This is a genomic window from Marivirga lumbricoides, from assembly GCF_014636295.1.
In the GTDB taxonomy this organism is placed as follows: Bacteria; Bacteroidota; Bacteroidia; order Cytophagales; family Cyclobacteriaceae; genus Marivirga; species Marivirga lumbricoides.
This window is the reverse complement of sequence record NZ_BMEC01000007.1, coordinates 1-15830: the sequence shown is the minus strand read 5'-3', so window position 1 is coordinate 15830 and position 15830 is coordinate 1. Positions and strand designations below refer to the sequence as shown.

Sequence of the window (15830 nt, the reverse complement as noted above, 5' to 3'; positions counted from 1 at the left end):
TTTAAGATGTTAATTACTCCACTGTAACACTCTTAGCCAAATTTCTTGGCTGATCTACGTTACAATTTCTCATTACTGCAATATGGTAAGAGAGTAATTGTAATGGAATGGTTGCTACCATAGGCATTAAAGCATCATGTGTACCAGGAACCTCAATTGTGTGGTCAACCATACCCGGAATTAAAGAGTCTCCTTCGGAAACAATAGCAATAACTTTTCCTTTTCTGGCCTTTACTTCCTGTATATTGGACACTATTTTATCATAAGAGCTATCCCGCGTAGCAATAACCACTACAGGCATCTCCTCATCTATTAAAGCAATAGGTCCGTGCTTCATCTCAGCAGCAGGATAGCCTTCCGCATGGATATAGGAAATCTCTTTGAGCTTTAAAGCTCCTTCCAAAGCAACCGGGAAGTTGTATCCTCTGCCTAAATAAAGACAGTTTCTGGAGTCTTTAAATAAAGCTGCAATTTTCTTTACCTGATCATCAGTTTTTAAAGCCTTTTCCACTTTAGCCGGAATACTTTCCAATTCTGCTAAAAATGATCTGTAACGCTGCTCTGCCATAGTGCCTTTTCGATGAGCTACACGCAAAGCAATCATTGTCAATACCGTCAACTGAGCTGTAAAAGCTTTAGTGCTGGCCACCCCAATTTCCGGGCCGGCATGGGTATAAACTCCTTCATGCGATACCCTTGAAATAGAAGAGCCTACAACATTACATACTCCCAGTACAATCGCCCCTTTCGATTTAGCCAACTCCATAGCAGCCAAAGTATCAGCTGTTTCACCGGATTGAGAAATGGCTATTACTATATCTCCTTCTCTGATAATAGGGTTTCTGTACCTGAATTCAGAAGCATACTCCACCTCAACAGGGATTCTGCAGAATTCTTCAAAAATATACTCTGCCACTAAGCCTGCATGCCAGGAAGTTCCACATGCCACTATCACAATTCGCTCTGCATTAGTGAGAGCATTAGCATACTCCCTGATGCCCCCTAACACTAACTGACCATTATTGGCAATTAATCTTCCCCTGAAACAATCTTTTATAGACTTGGGTTGTTCAAAAATTTCTTTTAACATGAAATGTTCAAAACCACCTTTTTCAATGGCTTCCAATTCCATATCCACCTTTTGAATATAAGGTGTCATTTTAACATCCTTAGTATCTCTTATCGTTAGCTCACTATCTTTAATTACAGCTATTTCGTAGTCATTTACATAAACTACTTCATTAGTATACTCAACTATAGGCGTAGCATCTGAAGCAATAAAAAATTCATTTCGACCTACTCCAATAACCATCGGACTGCCTTTTCTTGCAGCAATCAGTTGATTTGGCTTTTCCTTTGAAAGAATAACAATAGCATAAGCACCTACCACTTTAGTAAGGGCCAATCTTACTGCTTCCTCAAGTGTACCGTCATTGTTATTATAAATATCTTCAATGAAGTTAATAAACACTTCAGAATCAGTTTCACTTTTAAAAGTGTAGCCTTTTCCTTCAAGGTCTTTTTTAAGGGCAGCGTAGTTTTCAATGATACCATTATGGATAATGGCTAAATTTCCACTTTGAGAAAAATGAGGATGCGCATTTACATCATTAGGCTCACCGTGAGTAGCCCATCTTGTATGCCCCATACCCACTGTGCTCTTTAAATCCTCTCCCTTTATAAAATCTTCCAGCTCACTTACTTTGCCTTTCTTTTTATAAACGTTGAGGCCTCCGTCCATCAATGCTATTCCTGCACTGTCATACCCTCTGTATTCAAGTCTTTTAAGACCTTTGATAATTACATCTGATGCTTTTTGATGCCCAATGTAGGCTACAATTCCACACATAATTTTTTACTTAAATGTAGTATAATAAACTTTTAATTTAACATCTCCTTTATCCACCAACAAATTGTTAAAGCTACCTGCTGATATAATTGGTGTATCCACAAATGGAGTAGGATTTCTTCTAATAAACTGCCCTGTCAAGATAATATCGTTTCCTGAATCCCAAAATGTAGGAGTATCATATATCTCCTGAAGGAAAAAACTAATATCTGCAACTATTCTATTATCATCCGCTACATACGTTAAGTTGGTAGGAGAAGAAGCCACTTGCTGATTGGCAATACCTCCTGAACTACTAAAATTAGCCTGAATTGCCCAAAAATCTTCAGAAATTTTGAGAATACGGTCTTCATCTCCTACAATGTATGGAACAAGTATCGATGGGGGAGATTTCTGAACTGTAACACTGTTTTCAGTCTGTAAAGTTTCATCTTGTATTACAAGCTCTGCTTTATTTATCAGCATAAAATCTACAGTATCTATAAAACTCAAATACTGTTGAAAGTCAAATCGCGGAAAAATACCTAAAAAACTATTAAAAAAGATTTTCTCAGGGTTAGTTAAATCAAAGGATTTATTGCCAGAATAATCAGAAGGGATTAAGGCACCTGGCTGATAATCCACATTAGTAAAACTGGCACCGGTTAAATTAAATGTAACACTTGAAACCGTGTCTTCATCAGTAAATACCAATTCAAAATAAGATTCGCCTGAGGCAATATTCAGACCCATTATATTATTAACATCACCTTCAGCTTGTATTTTAAAACCTTTAAGAAGCTGTGCAACTTCCAGGTTCGTTAAATCATCATTCTTTACTGCATTAAACATAGTATTCCCAAATGAAGCTGTAAGAGGAATATAATGAGTTAAGGTATCAGTAGGTCTTACTACAAAGGAGGTATCTACAGAAACTTTTCCATTCCCTGATACTGGAATATCATCATTAACGGTATAGTTCTTTGCTTCAATAGTATCTGCAAGTTGGCTTAAAACAAAAGTTTGAGGGGCAGTAAACTCATCTCCGTAAAAATAGTTGAAATTCATATACAAGCGCGCTCTCACCAGTTGAGAAGTTGCATCAATATTATTTCTCTCTGTAGTACTATTAGTTAAGGAAACACCAAAATAGCCTGAAGCATCTATCTGCCCAATTTGTGGGTCATTATAATGCCCTATATAAACTCTTCCTACAGACCCGCTTACATTATTGGAACTTACAATTACGGAATCAAATGCTGAATGCTTAACAGGTAAATCAAATTCAACAAATCTTAAGTCTGTATTATTACCCCCCGGCACCAAATCTCCGGTTACTTCAATGGGCTCTTCACAAGATTGGAAAATTAGGGCCAGTAGAACTACTGGCCCGAGGAATATTGCTGGCTTAACCTGCCAATTCTGTATATAAATTGAAATAGGATTCTGTAAACCCTTCACCTTTTTCAATGGTATCAACTTTTTTATCTTCATCAAATGTTGAAAATAATTCATCCAGATTTTCTTTAAACTCATCTCCTGCTTTTATAACTGCGTCCGCATACTGTGCCCCGATTTTGATAAACCCTTCAAAATCCGCTGATTCCAGATTAGATAACATGCTATCATCAATATCAAGCATTTTAACCTTATCCAGTAAATCTGTCCCAAATTTATGAGAGAATTCCGTATTATACACAGTAAATACAGATTTTGCATCTTTAAATATTGGATCGTTCTTATAAGTAGTCTTAAGGTACATTGGGATCAGACTTGTCATCCAATCATTACAATGCACTACATCGGGTGCCCAACCTAATTTTCTTACGGTTTCTAACGCACCTTTACAGAAGAAAATTGCTCTTTCATCATTATCAGCATAAAAATTATTCTCCTTATCATGGAATACAGTTTTACGCTGAAAATAATCTTCATTGTCAATAAAATATACCTGCAATTTCGCATTCGGGATAGAAGCCACCTTTATTATTAAAGGTTTTTCTTCTTCTCCTACAGAAATATTGATCCCGGATAAACGTACTACTTCGTGTAGTCTGTTTTTCCTTTCATTGATTAGACCAAAGCGCGGAACTAAAATACGAATTTCCATTCCTCTCTCCTGCATGGCCTGAGGGAGCTTTCGTACAAAATCTGCGACTTCTGATGTTTTTAAAAATGGATTAATTTCGTTGGCTACGTAGAGAATTCGAAGCTTTGACATATGTTTATTGGATTTGATTAATTCATAAACGAAGCACAAAAATACAAAAATTTATGCTATTTCCATTAATTTTTCTCATAAAAAGCTAGTTTTGTTCTCAAACTTTATAATTTAGCGCATTTTTTATGATAATTTGCGATTCCATATCCAGTATACAAAGCGTTATAGCGAAAGAGCGTCAAAATGGCCATTCTATAGCTTTTGTGCCCACAATGGGCGCGCTACATCAAGGCCATTTAAACCTTATAAAAGCAGCACAAAAAAAAGCTGACAAGGTAGTTTGCAGTATTTATGTAAACCCTACTCAGTTTAATAACAGTGATGACCTCATTAATTACCCCAGGTTGCTGGAAGAGGACATTAAAAAGCTGGAAACTGTAAATTGCGATATACTCTTTACTCCTTCCGATGAAGTAATGTATCAAAAAACCTCTACCCTCAAATTCAACTTTGGTGAGTTAGACCAGGTACTTGAAGGGGCATTCCGACCTAACCATTTCAGCGGGGTAGCATTGGTTGTATCAAAACTATTTCATATTGTACAGCCTGATTATGCATTTTTCGGCCAAAAAGATTTACAGCAATTAACCATCATAAAAAAATTAGTGCAGGAATTGCTTTTCAATGTACAAATCGAATCTGTTCCTATACAAAGAGAGCCAGATGGCCTGGCTATGTCCTCCAGGAACGGAAGGTTAAATCCTCTTGAAAGACAGGAAGCTGTAATCTTCTTCGAATGCCTTTCCAATGCCAGGAAAATATTGTTAGAAAACCACGACAGGCAAGCTACTATTTCCAATGTTCAGCAAGCTTTTCAGCACCATTCTGCCAAGCTTGAATACTTTGATATTGTGGATGATTCAGACCTGAAACCCAGACATGAGAACTACTTAAGGCCAGATACCGTTCTGTGCATAGCAGGCTACATAGGAAATGTGAGATTAATAGATAACATGTATTTAATTTCATAACTTTGCGGCCAAATTGAAAACAAATTTTATGTTAATTGAGTCTTTAAAATCAAAAATTCATAGAGTAAAGGTCACTCAGGCTGAACTGCACTACGTTGGAAGCATTACCATAGATGAAGATTTAATGGAAGCGGCTAATATTATAGAGAATGAAAAGGTGCAAATTGTTAATGTAAACAACGGTGAGCGCATTGAAACTTATGTTATAAAAGGAGAAAGAGGAAGTGGCATGGTTTGCCTGAACGGCCCTGCGGCTAGAAAAGTGCAGGTAGGAGATATCATCATTATTATTAGCTACGCTCACCTGGATTTTGAAGAGGCTAAAACTTTCAAGCCAACTCTTATATTTCCTAACGCCCACAATAAACTAAACTAATCAATTGAGAAAAGGGATTAAATCTTTCCTAAAGTATACTATCTCTTTGGCGGTAGCAATACTGCTATTTTGGTACCTTTATAAAGATATCAACTTCTCCGAAATGCTTGAAAGATTTAGGCATGTTGATTTGAGATGGGTTTATTTATCTATATTCCTTGCCATTTTTAGCCATTTTTTAAGAGCAGTAAGATGGAATATGCTTTTGGAGCCCATGGGCTTTCAGTTAAAGGCATCCCGTACTTTTTTAGCGGTAATGGTAGGCTACTTAGCTAATTTTATTGTTCCGCGCATGGGAGAAATCTCTCGGTGCGGTATTTTGCAGAAAACAGATGAAGTACCTATTAGTAAAGGAATAGGTAGTGTGGTAACTGAAAGGATTATAGATGTGCTCTGCCTTTTAACAGTAGTCATTTTTACTCTTGCTCTTGAATTTGACCGGATAAGCCAATTCTTTTACAGTTTAGTTGCAGAAAAAACTGAGGGAATAGGAAATAATTATATAAGCCTGATCGCTATCTTCAGTTTTCTTTTTCTAGTCATCGTCTTCCTTTTCTTTTTTCTCAGAAGAAATCATGAGCGTTTTCAGAAGAATCTCCTTTATAATAAAATAGTGGTTTTTTTAAGGCAGATGGTGGAAGGTATAACTTCAATCAGACATTTAAAAAGCCCTACTCGTTTTTGGATCACCACTCTATTCATCTGGATTCTTTATTATTTAATGACATATGTGGTCATTTTTAGCCTGGAAGAAACTGAAAGTTTGTCAGTAGTGGCAGGATTTACTATGCTGGTATTAGGCGGACTAGGTATGGCAGCACCTGTACAAGGTGGAATTGGGGCTTTTCATTATTTAATGAGTGCAGGTTTGTTATTGTATGGTGTGCCTGAGGATGACGGCATATTTTTTGCTTTTCTTTTGCATACAACCAATTCACTGGCTATTATGGTCATAGGAATTATATCCTTTTTTATAAGTATGATTATTCCCAAAAGACAGGCCAAAACTGATTATGTCAACAGCTGATAAAATTTTAGTAGACTCTAAACTGCTTCTGCAAATTGAAAAATGGAAAGAAGGAGGTGAAACTATTGTTTTTACCAACGGCTGCTTTGACTTATTACACCTTGGACATGTAGACTACCTGGAAAAAGCAGCTGAAAAAGGAACAAAATTAATTGTTGCCATTAATACGGACTCTTCCGTTAAAAAGCTGAAAGGACCTAACAGACCAGTGAATAATGAATACGCCAGAGCAAGGTTGTTGGCTGCACTATCATTCGTTGATGCAGTTACTTTCTTTTCTGAAGACACACCTGAAAATATTATCAGTACACTATTGCCAGATGTTTTGATAAAAGGAAGTGACTATACGATAAGCAACATAGTGGGAGCAGATATCGTATTGCGCAATGGTGGTAAAGTAGAAACGATCGACTTAGTAGCTGGATATTCTACAACTAGTATTATCAATCAATTTAAATAAATAAGGAGGGTTAATAAAATGGTTATCCTAATAATTGTAATAGGTTTTGCAATTGTAAGTTTTGCAGTTCAAAGACGACTGAAGAATAAATTTAAAAAGTATTCTCAGATTGCACTCAGTTCTCAGCTTTCCGGAAAGGAAGCTGCAGAGAAAATGTTAAGAGACAATGGAATCTATGATGTGAAAGTAATGTCTGTAGAAGGTCAATTAACAGACCACTACAATCCGGCAAACAAAACAGTAAATTTAAGTCCTGAAGTTTATGGTATGCGCTCAGCAGCTGCTGTTGCTATCGCTGCGCATGAGGTAGGACATGCTGTTCAGCATGCTAAAGCCTATGCTTTTCTTGAGATGAGGTCAGCTTTAGTGCCCATTCAGAATGTAAGTGCTAAAATCATGAATTTTATATTTATGGCTATGATCTTTGGTGCTTTTCTATTGCCACAGTTTATAAATTATCAGCTTGCATTAATGGTTATAATAGGCTGTTATACAGTTTTTACATTATTTGCTTTTATCACTTTACCGGTAGAGTTCGATGCCAGTAAAAGAGGTTTGGCATGGATGACTGCTTCAGGAGTAGTCAACAGCAGAGAGCACGAGATGGCAAAAGATGCCTTAAAATGGGCTGCCATGACATATGTTGTTGCGGCAATAGCTTCATTAGTCACTTTATTATATTATATCATGATGTTTTTAGGCAACCGCGATTAATGGATTTTTCCTATCTTTGCGAAACGTTTGAGGAGACAACCTGTTTCTAGTACAATTTAAAAATACGTAACAAATGAATTTTCAACTTACAGAAGAGCATTTAGCCGTACAGGCAGCTGCCAGAGATTTTGCACAAAACGAATTATTGCCAGGGGTTATCGAAAGAGATACTAAAGAAATTTTTCCTGCAGAGCAAATCAAGAAAATGGGGGAATTAGGCTTTATGGGAATGATGGTAGACCCAAAGTACAACGGTGGCGGAATGGATACCATTTCTTATGTGCTGGCAATGGAGGAAATCTCTAAAATTGATGCTTCTGCTTCTGTTTGCATGTCAGTTAATAACTCTTTGGTGTGCTGGGGACTTGATAAATACGGTACCGAGGCACAAAAAGAAAAATATTTAACCAGATTGGCAACCGGGGAAATCATTGGTGCGTTCTGTTTATCTGAACCAGAAGCAGGGTCTGATGCCACTTCTCAAAGAACTACTGCTGAAGACAAAGGAGATCATTATTTAATTAACGGAACCAAAAACTGGATTACAAACGGTAACAGTGCTTCTGTATATTTAGTAATTGCGCATACCGATAAAGAAAAAGGACATAAAGGAATTAATGCCTTTATTGTTGAAAAAGACATGGAAGGCTTTACTGTCGGTAAGAAAGAAGAAAAAATGGGAATCAGGGGATCTGACACGCATTCTCTGATGTTTCAGGATGTAAAAGTACCTAAGGAAAACAGGATTGGGGAAGATGGCTTCGGCTTTAATTTTGCAATGGCTACCTTAAATGGTGGCAGAATCGGAATTGCATCTCAAGCCTTAGGAATTGCTTCAGGTGCGTATGAACTGGCTTTGAAATATTCAAAAGAAAGAAAAGCCTTTGGTAAGGAAATTAGCCAACATCAGGGTATTGCCTTTAAATTAGCTGACATGGCAACTCAAATTGAAGCTGCCAGATTACTTTGCTTAAAAGCTGCCTGGTTAAAAGACACCAAGCAAGACTTTTCACAGGCTGGAGCTATGGCAAAACTTTATGCTTCACAAGTTGCAATGGATACTACGGTGGAAGCCGTTCAGGTGCATGGTGGCTATGGTTATGTGAAAGAATACCATGTTGAAAGGCTAATGAGGGATGCAAAAATTACGCAGATTTATGAGGGTACTTCGGAAATACAAAAAATTGTAATATCCCGTAGTATTTTAAAATAAGATAATACCAAATTGATCGTTATAATGCATAATCTTAGAATAAATAGGATTATGCATTTTAATTTTATTTGATATAAAACTATTTTTACTTAGATTCGTACAAGAATTTTTTAATTATATTTTACTTTTCATAGTTTATCCATTCATAAAACAAGATAATGGAAGATTACAACAAAATTATTGAGTCTCTTGGTGTTAAGTTTGTTAAAGCCAAGAATATAAAAATCCTCAAACCTGTAACTGTTAACAATCTGTATGAGGTTGAAAATAAGTTGATTTTAGTAAATAAAGGTGAGGTACTGGTAGGTGAGGATAAAGCATTAGCCAAAGAAGGCGATTTCGCCTTTATTCCCGGAGGCAAGGCACAACAAATTACCTACGGAAGGGGCAGCCAGATAGCTACCGTAGCCAATGATAACTTCATTACTAATAAAGGTGAGTTTTTTCATTCTATTAGTCATGATGAATTATTAAGCGAAGGTGGCGATAGCTTTAGCTACATCTCTTTCGAAGCGAAAGTATTCGATTCAGTAAACTTTTTCGCTTCTCTGGACATTCCTTCATTTGTTTTTCAAAACGACACTGTGAAGTCTATTCATGATAGAATTTTTCATGAAATTAAAATGAATGAGCCCGGCTCTGAAAGAATGGTGAAGGTACTTACAGAGCATTTATTGATTGAGGTTTTCCGTCATATTGTAAGAAACAAACTTTTTGTTGAGCAACTTGCCACTAATAGTACCTACTTTAAAGACCCAAGATTAATTGATATATTCAATTACATTAATGAGCATTTAGGAGGAGATCTTTCAAATAAGAAATTAGCTGAAGTAGCCAATGTATCTGAAGATTATGTAGGACAGTACTTTAAAATGCTAACCGGTATTAATCCGCAGGATTACATTGAATACCAAAGAATGGAAGAGGCTGTAACCTTGCTGAGAACAAGCAAGAAAAGCATCAGAGATATAGGTCAGGAAGTAGGCTATAAAGATACGGCTTATTTCTGCAGAAGATTTAAAATGATGTTTGGTATACCAGCCGGAAAAATGAGAAGAAGAGAATCTTTAATGAACGTTTAATTGTTCATTAAGAAGCGTTTTTGCTTCTGTTATTTCAATTAGCAATTCAGGATTTTTCTCTATTGCATTTCCAACAACAATAACATCAGCGCCTGATTTCCAGGCGCTTTTTGCTTTCTGGACTGTATTAATTCCACCACCTACAATCAAAGGTATATCAATAGCCCTTTTTACAGAAGCAATCATTCTATCGGAGATCATATATTCTGCTCCACTTCCGGCATCCATATAAATAAGTTGTTGGCCTAAAAGCTCTCCTGCTATAGCAGTGCTCATGGCTATATCATATTTGTCATGAGGAATAGGATTTGTGTTGCTCATATAAGAGACAGAAGTTTTGTTACCTCCATCAACTAACATATAGCCCGTTGGCCAAACCTCTATCTTACTCCTCTTTAAAATTGGAGCAGAAAGCACATGTTGACCTATTAATAAATCAGCATTCCTTCCTGAAATTAATGAGAGGTACAGAATTGCATCAGCCTGCAAATCTATATATTGGTTATTGCCCGGGAATAGCACTACAGGAATTTCTGTTTGCGCCTTAATGTGGGAAATGCATGGCCCAAGGAAATCTGATAAAATCAAACTTCCTCCTACCATAAAATAGTCTACTTTGTTTTCAATTGCAGTATGGATTATTCGCTGCAGTTCTAACAAATTCTGCACTTTATCAGGATCAATCAACAATGCAAAAGACTTTTTCCCTTCAGTAGCAGAGCTATTTAACCTATTAATTATCTTCTTTGTGTTGTTCTGAGGCATTTGTTTTTGGACTTTCCAGCTGGTGTAGAAATGCTAATATTTTATCTTTGGCGATAGCAAGTAACAAGCCTCCCATCTCTGCTTTTATTAAATCAAACATACTTAAAGAACCGCTATCTTCTTTAATTACAATAGTTCTTGGTCCTTTACCATCATCATCCCCCTCATACATTCCCTGGTAAACTTTACCTTTTACTTTAGGTCGAGATGACTTAGCAGAGCTTTTTCTTTTAGTAAAAAGCCTAACTAGTTGATAGGCTACCAAAGCACCTCCGGCAATCATTAGTGCCGTTTTTCCAATCTCCTGTGCTTTATCGGTATATTCCTGAAGTTGATGAGAAATACTCTCTTCGTATTCTTTCTTCTGCTGCATTAAACGCCTTTGCTCGCTCATTTTAATATTTTTAATTAGCTCCTCTTTTTAATTTCAGATTTAAACTTGTCAATTAAACGCTCACTATCTTTTAAAAGGAAAAATATAACAGTTATTATTAAATATAGCAAAGCTACTGCTCCAAAACCATAAACAAGGCTTTCGAATAGATCTGAGAGATAAAAAGCTACGGTAATGCTTGCAAAGATAAGAAAGATTGAGAGGCTTAATAATAAAAAAATCAAAGGCAAAACCTTGGCCATACCTTCTGCTACTTTATCCTGCACCTCATTTTTAATTATATTTACTCTCACCTCAATAAGGTGCTGGATATTTTCGATCAACTTATCTACTCCTAACAAACCTAGTAATTTATTTTTCACACTATTGATATTTATTAATCTTTAATTACGTAAAATTTTCGGAGGATGTTAAATTTACGATGAATTAAAAAAAGAAATAAATGCAGATAATTGCAGATGCGGGGGCCAGTAAAACAGATTGGCGTTGGATTTCAGAAAATGGCGTGGTAGGCCAGGCTAAAACCAAAGGCATTAACGCTTACCATATTTCAAAAAGTGAATTACTTTCACTTTTAGTTACTGAGCTGAATATTTCATTAACAGAGGCTGATACCCGGGTTTATTTCTATGGAGCAGGTTGTGGAAGCATTGCCAATAAAGAAAAAGTAAAAACAGCGCTCTCAGAATTTTTTAAAACAGACAAGGTAGAAGTACAACATGATTTGCTGGCTGCTGCCAGGGCTACTTGCCTTAACCAGCCTGGAGTTGTTTGCATATTAGGAACAGGAGCTAATGCCTGCGTGTTTGATGGTGAGCAAATTACTGAGGAAATGGTTTCTTTAGGATATGTGCTAGGCGATGAAGGGAGTGGCTCCTACATCGGCAAGAAGTTAATAAAGGCATATCTGGAAAATGAGCTTCCTGAAGCGCTGCACAATAACTTCGCCCTAAGCTTCCCGGATGCCAACAAAGACACTGTAAATTATAATATTTATCAACAGCCCGAGGCTAAAAGGTATCTTGCCGGTTTTTTTCGGTTTGCTATGGATAACATTGAGAATAAGTACATAGTAGAGCTTCTTATTAATTCCTTTCAGCAGTTTCTCAATAAATCTATCCTAAAGTTTAATATTCAACAAAATGTACCTATCCACTTTGTTGGCGGAGTAGCTTACAATTCTGTAAACATTCTCAGAACGCTGCTCCAAAAAAACAATTTAATTGCAGGAAAATTCCTGGAGAGCCCTATTGCAGGCCTTACCCTATACCATGAAAAAAAATTACTATGAACCTCACTGAATCCGATTCTCATTATAATAACCTGGAAAATTTATCAATAGCTGAAGTTATTGAAGGGATTAATAAAGAAGACCAATCTGTGGCTATGGCCGTAAATAAAGCCCTTCCTCAAATAATTGAACTGGTATCTCACCTGGTGCCAAAAATGAAGGTCGGTGGACGCATATTTTACATAGGTGCAGGCACAAGTGGCCGACTGGGAATATTGGATGCTTCCGAATGCCCCCCTACTTTTGGAGTTTCACCTGAAAAGGTAATCGGAATTATTGCCGGGGGAGATGGTGCTATCAGAAATGCAGTGGAATTTGCTGAAGATGACGAAAAACAGGCCTGGAAAGATCTTCAAAAGTATTCCGTCAATCCTAACGATTGTATAATAGGAATAGCAGCTTCCGGGAGAACCCCCTACGTAATTGGTGGTTTAAATGAAGCAAGAAAAAATAAGGTCTCCACCGGGTGCATAACCTGTAACCCTGGTTCAGAATTGTCAAAATCTGCAGATTTCCCTATAGAAGTACCTGTAGGACCAGAATTTATTACTGGCAGCACAAGAATGAAAGCAGGTACCGCACAAAAAATGGTTTTGAATATGATCTCCACGACAGCCATGATTCAGCTGGGACACATAAAAGGCAATAAGATGGTGGACATGCAGTTGAGCAATGAGAAATTAGTAGATCGTGGTACAAAAATGATCGTGAATGAACTCTCGCTTGACTATGAGCAGGCAAAGGAATTATTGCTTCAACAAGGGTCTGTCCGTAAAGCAATTGACTTCTTCAGGGGAAGAAAAATCTCCTAAGACAAAACTTTTTTCTCCCAATCAGGATTGATATTAAAGAGGCAAACAACCCTTATTTAATAATTAATTGTGATCCTAAAGTTGGCTTATGCACCAAATAGAACCTTATTACAGTTGGTTAAAGTTTTATGATTCCTCAACAGACGAACTTTCACCTTTCCATGGTAAAGAATATAATTACGAACTTTATACGGATACTATCTATGGATATTATATTGACCCTGCATGGGATGCCATCGGGTCAGAAACGCTCTACATAAAAATTCTTTATGCTGATTATGACAATGGTTACGCTGTAATTGAAATGATAGGAGAATGGAATGATGCCCTCCATAATGACATCATGCACTTCAAAAGAAATATTATTGAGCACATGATTCTGCAAGGCTTGCACAAATTTATTTTAATAGGTGAAAACATACTTAACTTCCATGGTTCTGACGACTGCTACTATGAAGAATGGTTTGAGGAACTAGAAGATGGCTGGATAGTAGCTGTAAATTTCAGGGAGTTTGTCACCGATGAGTGGAAAAACTTCAACGTGGACTATTACATCAATTTTGGTGGCCAATTTGACCATATGAACTGGCGAACTCAAAAACCAGGTGATTTTTGTGAAAGAATTGAAAGTGCAGTCACCAAAAGGCTGGGCTTATAATTTATTCATTAAATGGTATAACCATTGCCATTTTGTGAACGAGGTAATTTTTACCTGATTTTAATTCAACACATTTTATCCTGGTGCGCCTATTTTCTAATTTTTGAAATACTTTGTTTTCCAACTTAAATTTATCGCCTTCCAACTCCATTAAACTGACCTCATGAGGGTGAGCAAAGTTATCCTGCTTTTGCAGAGCTTGCGCCAATTTAATATCTGACAGAGAAGCGGCTTTAGGGTTTCGCATATAACTATTTAATGCTTTAAGTACTTCAGCAGGAAAAATCTGTGAAGTCTGAAAGGGAAGCATGATCTTCTGAAAAGCAAGCTTCCATTCATTTCCGTGAGGCAGCACGCTATTTTTATGCACGGTGTACACTCTATGATGCGCTACTTCGTGCACATAAGTAATCAAAAAAGCGTAGGGATTAAGGTTTTCATTAACTGTGATAATGGCTAAATCATCAGAAGGTTTTTTTCGAAAATCTCCAAGCTTAGTAGCTCTTGCTTTAGACACCACAAATCTAAAAGGGTGTTCTTTCCACAAGGAAAAGGCTAAATCAACGGCATGTTCAGGAACAAACCTTTGCAGACGCTTATAAATATTTTGTTCGTAAAAGTCCAAGTAAAGAGTTGAAATTTGAATGCAAAAATGACAAAAACGAAGCTGATTAAAAAAATTAGGGTTGATAAAAATAATTCATTTCAAATCTAAGCCAAGTTTTGTAATTTTCAGTTATAAAGTGTAGCTTCATAGCCCTTATCGAAAATCGTCCGAAAAAAGCCGCAGGCATGTATTGCGGCATAGTTTCGTCATATTTTGAGCTTGGGGAAAGATAATGACAGCAAACAATCATAAGCTTTTATAACCTTAAATTAAGATTCAGATGATCCAAATAATACCTTCAATCGCCATTAAAGACGGAAAGATAATTCGCCTGGAAGGCGCTGATATTAACAGTGCAAAAGTGTATGGTGATAGCCCGGTAGACGTTGCAAAGAGGTTGGAAGATCATGGAATTAAAGTAGTGCACTTAGTAGACCTGGATGGTGCCCACAGAGGTTCTCCTGTAAACTATCATATTCTTGAAACCTTAAGTGGACATACAAACCTTGAACTTGATTTTACTGGTGGTATACACACCGATGGAGACATCAGTAAAGCTTATGAATATGGGGCAGATTATATTACTGCCGCTAGTGTTGCAGTGGAAAGAAAAGAGCTTTTTGCCTCTTGGATTGTGTCGTACGGAAGAGAGAAAATAACTTTAGGAGCTGATGCATTGAACGGTAAAATAGCTTACAATGGATGGATGCAAAATACAGACATTGATATTTTGGATCACATAGGTTATTTCTACGATAGAGGTCTGAAATATGTAAAAACTACCGATATCAGCAAGGAAGGCTCATTAGCTGGCCCTGCTTTTGAATTGTATGAGTCAATTATCAAGAAATTTCCTGAAATCTGCGTGTTGGCCAGTGGTGGTGTTCGCAATATAGATGACATCAGGAAACTTAATGATATGGGAGTTTTTGCTGTTATTTTTGGTAAAGCCTACTATGAAGGAAACATCAAACTTGAGGATTTAAAGGAGTTTTTAGTAAAGTAAATAAAAGAGCAATTATTTCTTTGTAAGAATTACCCTTTTATTCTCCTGTCTTCTTATCTCGTCAAAGAAAGATTTAAAATTATCAAAATCCTCAGCAGGGAAAACCCCTTTAGTAGGTGAAAAAGCTCTTGAACAAATAAACCCTTGTTCAGAAGTAGAGTAGCTTATATTATACCGGCCAAAATCTGAAACAATAGATTTGCCTTCAGGCAAATTTTCATAAGTATAGCCTTCCGGTAAAATAAATTCGACTTCATACTCATAAAACGAGTTGATAGTGTAAGCTTCCCTTAAAACCGAACTGTTTAAAAGTATAGAAATATTTATTAATTTTAAACAGTAGTTATGAAGAAGAGTAAATTTTCACCACAACAAATCGCACGGATTTTAAAGGAATTCGATAAC

General features: G+C 36.7%; 19 protein-coding genes. 11 read left to right on the top strand and 8 right to left on the bottom strand.

The window, feature by feature from the left end; translation table 11 throughout:
* Positions 1-13 precede the first annotated feature (13 nt).
* From glmS to IEV85_RS11485, 3 genes are read right to left on the bottom strand one after another with little or no spacing between them, the layout of a single operon-like run.
* Positions 14-1849, bottom strand: a complete 1836-nt coding sequence (glmS, locus tag IEV85_RS11495) for a glutamine--fructose-6-phosphate transaminase (isomerizing) (RefSeq protein WP_188463415.1) — start codon at positions 1847-1849, stop codon at positions 14-16.
* Between the two features lie 6 nt (positions 1850-1855).
* Positions 1856-3298 (bottom strand): DUF4270 family protein, encoded by a 1443-nt coding sequence (locus IEV85_RS11490; RefSeq protein WP_188463413.1) that lies wholly within the window; start codon positions 3296-3298, stop codon positions 1856-1858.
* The gene (locus tag IEV85_RS11485; RefSeq protein ID WP_188463411.1) at positions 3237-4049 is read right to left on the bottom strand and encodes a glycogen/starch synthase; all 813 of its coding nucleotides are present in this window, start codon (positions 4047-4049) and stop codon (positions 3237-3239) included. The genes IEV85_RS11490 and IEV85_RS11485 overlap by 62 nt, the downstream gene beginning before the upstream one ends.
* Positions 4050-4174: 125 nt before the next feature.
* Here IEV85_RS11485 and panC point away from each other — a divergent pair, with 125 nt between their 5' ends.
* The 7 genes from panC (at position 4175) to IEV85_RS11450 (ending at position 9892) form a co-directional block, all read left to right on the top strand.
* On the top strand, positions 4175-5020 hold the full coding sequence (gene panC, locus IEV85_RS11480) for a pantoate--beta-alanine ligase (RefSeq protein WP_188463409.1): 846 nt from the start codon (positions 4175-4177) through the stop codon (positions 5018-5020).
* Positions 5021-5048: 28 nt separating this feature from the next.
* Positions 5049-5396, top strand: coding sequence for an aspartate 1-decarboxylase (gene panD / locus IEV85_RS11475; protein ID WP_188463407.1), 348 nt, complete (start codon positions 5049-5051; stop codon positions 5394-5396).
* Between the two features lie 4 nt (positions 5397-5400).
* A complete protein-coding gene (locus tag IEV85_RS11470) occupies positions 5401-6423 on the top strand; it encodes a flippase-like domain-containing protein (protein WP_188463405.1) in 1023 nt (340 codons plus the stop codon).
* Entirely contained in the window at positions 6410-6883 is a 474-nt protein-coding gene (gene rfaE2 / locus IEV85_RS11465; protein WP_188463403.1) for a D-glycero-beta-D-manno-heptose 1-phosphate adenylyltransferase, read from the top strand. Before IEV85_RS11470 ends, rfaE2 begins: the two co-directional genes overlap by 14 nt.
* A gap of 18 nt (positions 6884-6901) precedes the next feature.
* Positions 6902-7597 carry a zinc metallopeptidase gene (locus tag IEV85_RS11460; RefSeq protein ID WP_188463401.1) on the top strand — a complete coding sequence of 232 codons (696 nt, stop codon included), beginning with the start codon at positions 6902-6904 and terminating at the stop codon, positions 7595-7597.
* Between the two features lie 73 nt (positions 7598-7670).
* Complete coding sequence (locus IEV85_RS11455) at positions 7671-8810, top strand: acyl-CoA dehydrogenase (protein WP_188463399.1); 1140 nt, start codon at positions 7671-7673, stop codon at positions 8808-8810.
* A gap of 158 nt (positions 8811-8968) precedes the next feature.
* Positions 8969-9892 (top strand): helix-turn-helix domain-containing protein, encoded by a 924-nt coding sequence (locus IEV85_RS11450; protein ID WP_188463397.1) that lies wholly within the window; start codon positions 8969-8971, stop codon positions 9890-9892.
* Here the strand turns inward: IEV85_RS11450 and IEV85_RS11445 are convergent.
* The 3 genes from IEV85_RS11445 to IEV85_RS11435 are packed head-to-tail and all read right to left on the bottom strand — an operon-like array spanning position 9878 to position 11413.
* Positions 9878-10657, bottom strand: a complete 780-nt coding sequence (locus IEV85_RS11445) for a phosphoglycerol geranylgeranyltransferase (protein ID WP_188463395.1) — start codon at positions 10655-10657, stop codon at positions 9878-9880. The two genes, IEV85_RS11450 and IEV85_RS11445, sit on opposite strands and share 15 nt — an antisense overlap.
* Positions 10626-11051, bottom strand: coding sequence for a hypothetical protein (locus IEV85_RS11440; RefSeq protein WP_188463393.1), 426 nt, complete (start codon positions 11049-11051; stop codon positions 10626-10628). Before IEV85_RS11440 ends, IEV85_RS11445 begins: the two co-directional genes overlap by 32 nt.
* 14 nt (positions 11052-11065) lie before the next feature.
* A complete protein-coding gene (locus tag IEV85_RS11435) occupies positions 11066-11413 on the bottom strand; it encodes a phage holin family protein (protein WP_188463391.1) in 348 nt (115 codons plus the stop codon).
* Between the two features lie 80 nt (positions 11414-11493).
* On the opposite strand from IEV85_RS11435, the gene IEV85_RS11430 reads away from it, so the two are divergent.
* The 3 genes from IEV85_RS11430 to IEV85_RS11420 all read left to right on the top strand — a co-directional run bounded on the left by IEV85_RS11430 (position 11494) and on the right by IEV85_RS11420 (position 13812).
* Entirely contained in the window at positions 11494-12342 is an 849-nt protein-coding gene (locus tag IEV85_RS11430) for a BadF/BadG/BcrA/BcrD ATPase family protein (RefSeq protein WP_188463389.1), read from the top strand.
* Positions 12339-13154, top strand: coding sequence for an N-acetylmuramic acid 6-phosphate etherase (murQ, locus tag IEV85_RS11425; protein ID WP_188463387.1), 816 nt, complete (start codon positions 12339-12341; stop codon positions 13152-13154). The genes IEV85_RS11430 and murQ overlap by 4 nt, the downstream gene beginning before the upstream one ends.
* 88 nt (positions 13155-13242) lie before the next feature.
* Positions 13243-13812, top strand: coding sequence for a hypothetical protein (locus IEV85_RS11420; RefSeq protein ID WP_188463385.1), 570 nt, complete (start codon positions 13243-13245; stop codon positions 13810-13812).
* A gap of 1 nt (position 13813) precedes the next feature.
* On the opposite strand, the gene IEV85_RS11415 is transcribed toward IEV85_RS11420, so the two are convergent.
* The gene (locus IEV85_RS11415) at positions 13814-14437 is read right to left on the bottom strand and encodes a transcription elongation protein SprT (protein ID WP_188463383.1); all 624 of its coding nucleotides are present in this window, start codon (positions 14435-14437) and stop codon (positions 13814-13816) included.
* A gap of 262 nt (positions 14438-14699) precedes the next feature.
* Here IEV85_RS11415 and IEV85_RS11410 point away from each other — a divergent pair, with 262 nt between their 5' ends.
* Complete coding sequence (locus tag IEV85_RS11410; protein WP_188463381.1) at positions 14700-15425, top strand: 1-(5-phosphoribosyl)-5-[(5-phosphoribosylamino)methylideneamino]imidazole-4-carboxamide isomerase; 726 nt, start codon at positions 14700-14702, stop codon at positions 15423-15425.
* A 12-nt stretch (positions 15426-15437) separates the two neighbouring features.
* On the opposite strand, the gene IEV85_RS11405 is transcribed toward IEV85_RS11410, so the two are convergent.
* Entirely contained in the window at positions 15438-15701 is a 264-nt protein-coding gene (locus tag IEV85_RS11405; protein WP_488212631.1) for a DUF3858 domain-containing protein, read from the bottom strand.
* Between the last annotated feature and the right edge of the window lie 129 nt (positions 15702-15830).

Bases quoted from the DNA above. Each gene is read 5' to 3' on its own strand.
- glmS (WP_188463415.1), bottom strand. From the start codon at position 1,849: ATGTGTGGAATTGTAGCCTACATTGGGCATCAAAAAGCATCAGATGTA.
- IEV85_RS11485 (WP_188463411.1), bottom strand. From the start codon at position 4,049: ATGTCAAAGCTTCGAATTCTCTACGTAGCCAACGAAATTAATCCATTT.
- panC (WP_188463409.1), top strand. From the start codon at position 4,175: ATGATAATTTGCGATTCCATATCCAGTATACAAAGCGTTATAGCGAAA.
- panD (WP_188463407.1), top strand. From the start codon at position 5,049: ATGTTAATTGAGTCTTTAAAATCAAAAATTCATAGAGTAAAGGTCACT.
- rfaE2 (WP_188463403.1), top strand. From the start codon at position 6,410: ATGTCAACAGCTGATAAAATTTTAGTAGACTCTAAACTGCTTCTGCAA.
- IEV85_RS11460 (WP_188463401.1), top strand. From the start codon at position 6,902: ATGGTTATCCTAATAATTGTAATAGGTTTTGCAATTGTAAGTTTTGCA.
- IEV85_RS11455 (WP_188463399.1), top strand. From the start codon at position 7,671: ATGAATTTTCAACTTACAGAAGAGCATTTAGCCGTACAGGCAGCTGCC.
- IEV85_RS11450 (WP_188463397.1), top strand. From the start codon at position 8,969: ATGGAAGATTACAACAAAATTATTGAGTCTCTTGGTGTTAAGTTTGTT.
- IEV85_RS11445 (WP_188463395.1), bottom strand. From the start codon at position 10,657: ATGCCTCAGAACAACACAAAGAAGATAATTAATAGGTTAAATAGCTCT.
- IEV85_RS11440 (WP_188463393.1), bottom strand. From the start codon at position 11,051: ATGAGCGAGCAAAGGCGTTTAATGCAGCAGAAGAAAGAATACGAAGAG.
- IEV85_RS11430 (WP_188463389.1), top strand. From the start codon at position 11,494: ATGCAGATAATTGCAGATGCGGGGGCCAGTAAAACAGATTGGCGTTGG.
- murQ (WP_188463387.1), top strand. From the start codon at position 12,339: ATGAACCTCACTGAATCCGATTCTCATTATAATAACCTGGAAAATTTA.
- IEV85_RS11420 (WP_188463385.1), top strand. From the start codon at position 13,243: ATGCACCAAATAGAACCTTATTACAGTTGGTTAAAGTTTTATGATTCC.
- IEV85_RS11410 (WP_188463381.1), top strand. From the start codon at position 14,700: ATGATCCAAATAATACCTTCAATCGCCATTAAAGACGGAAAGATAATT.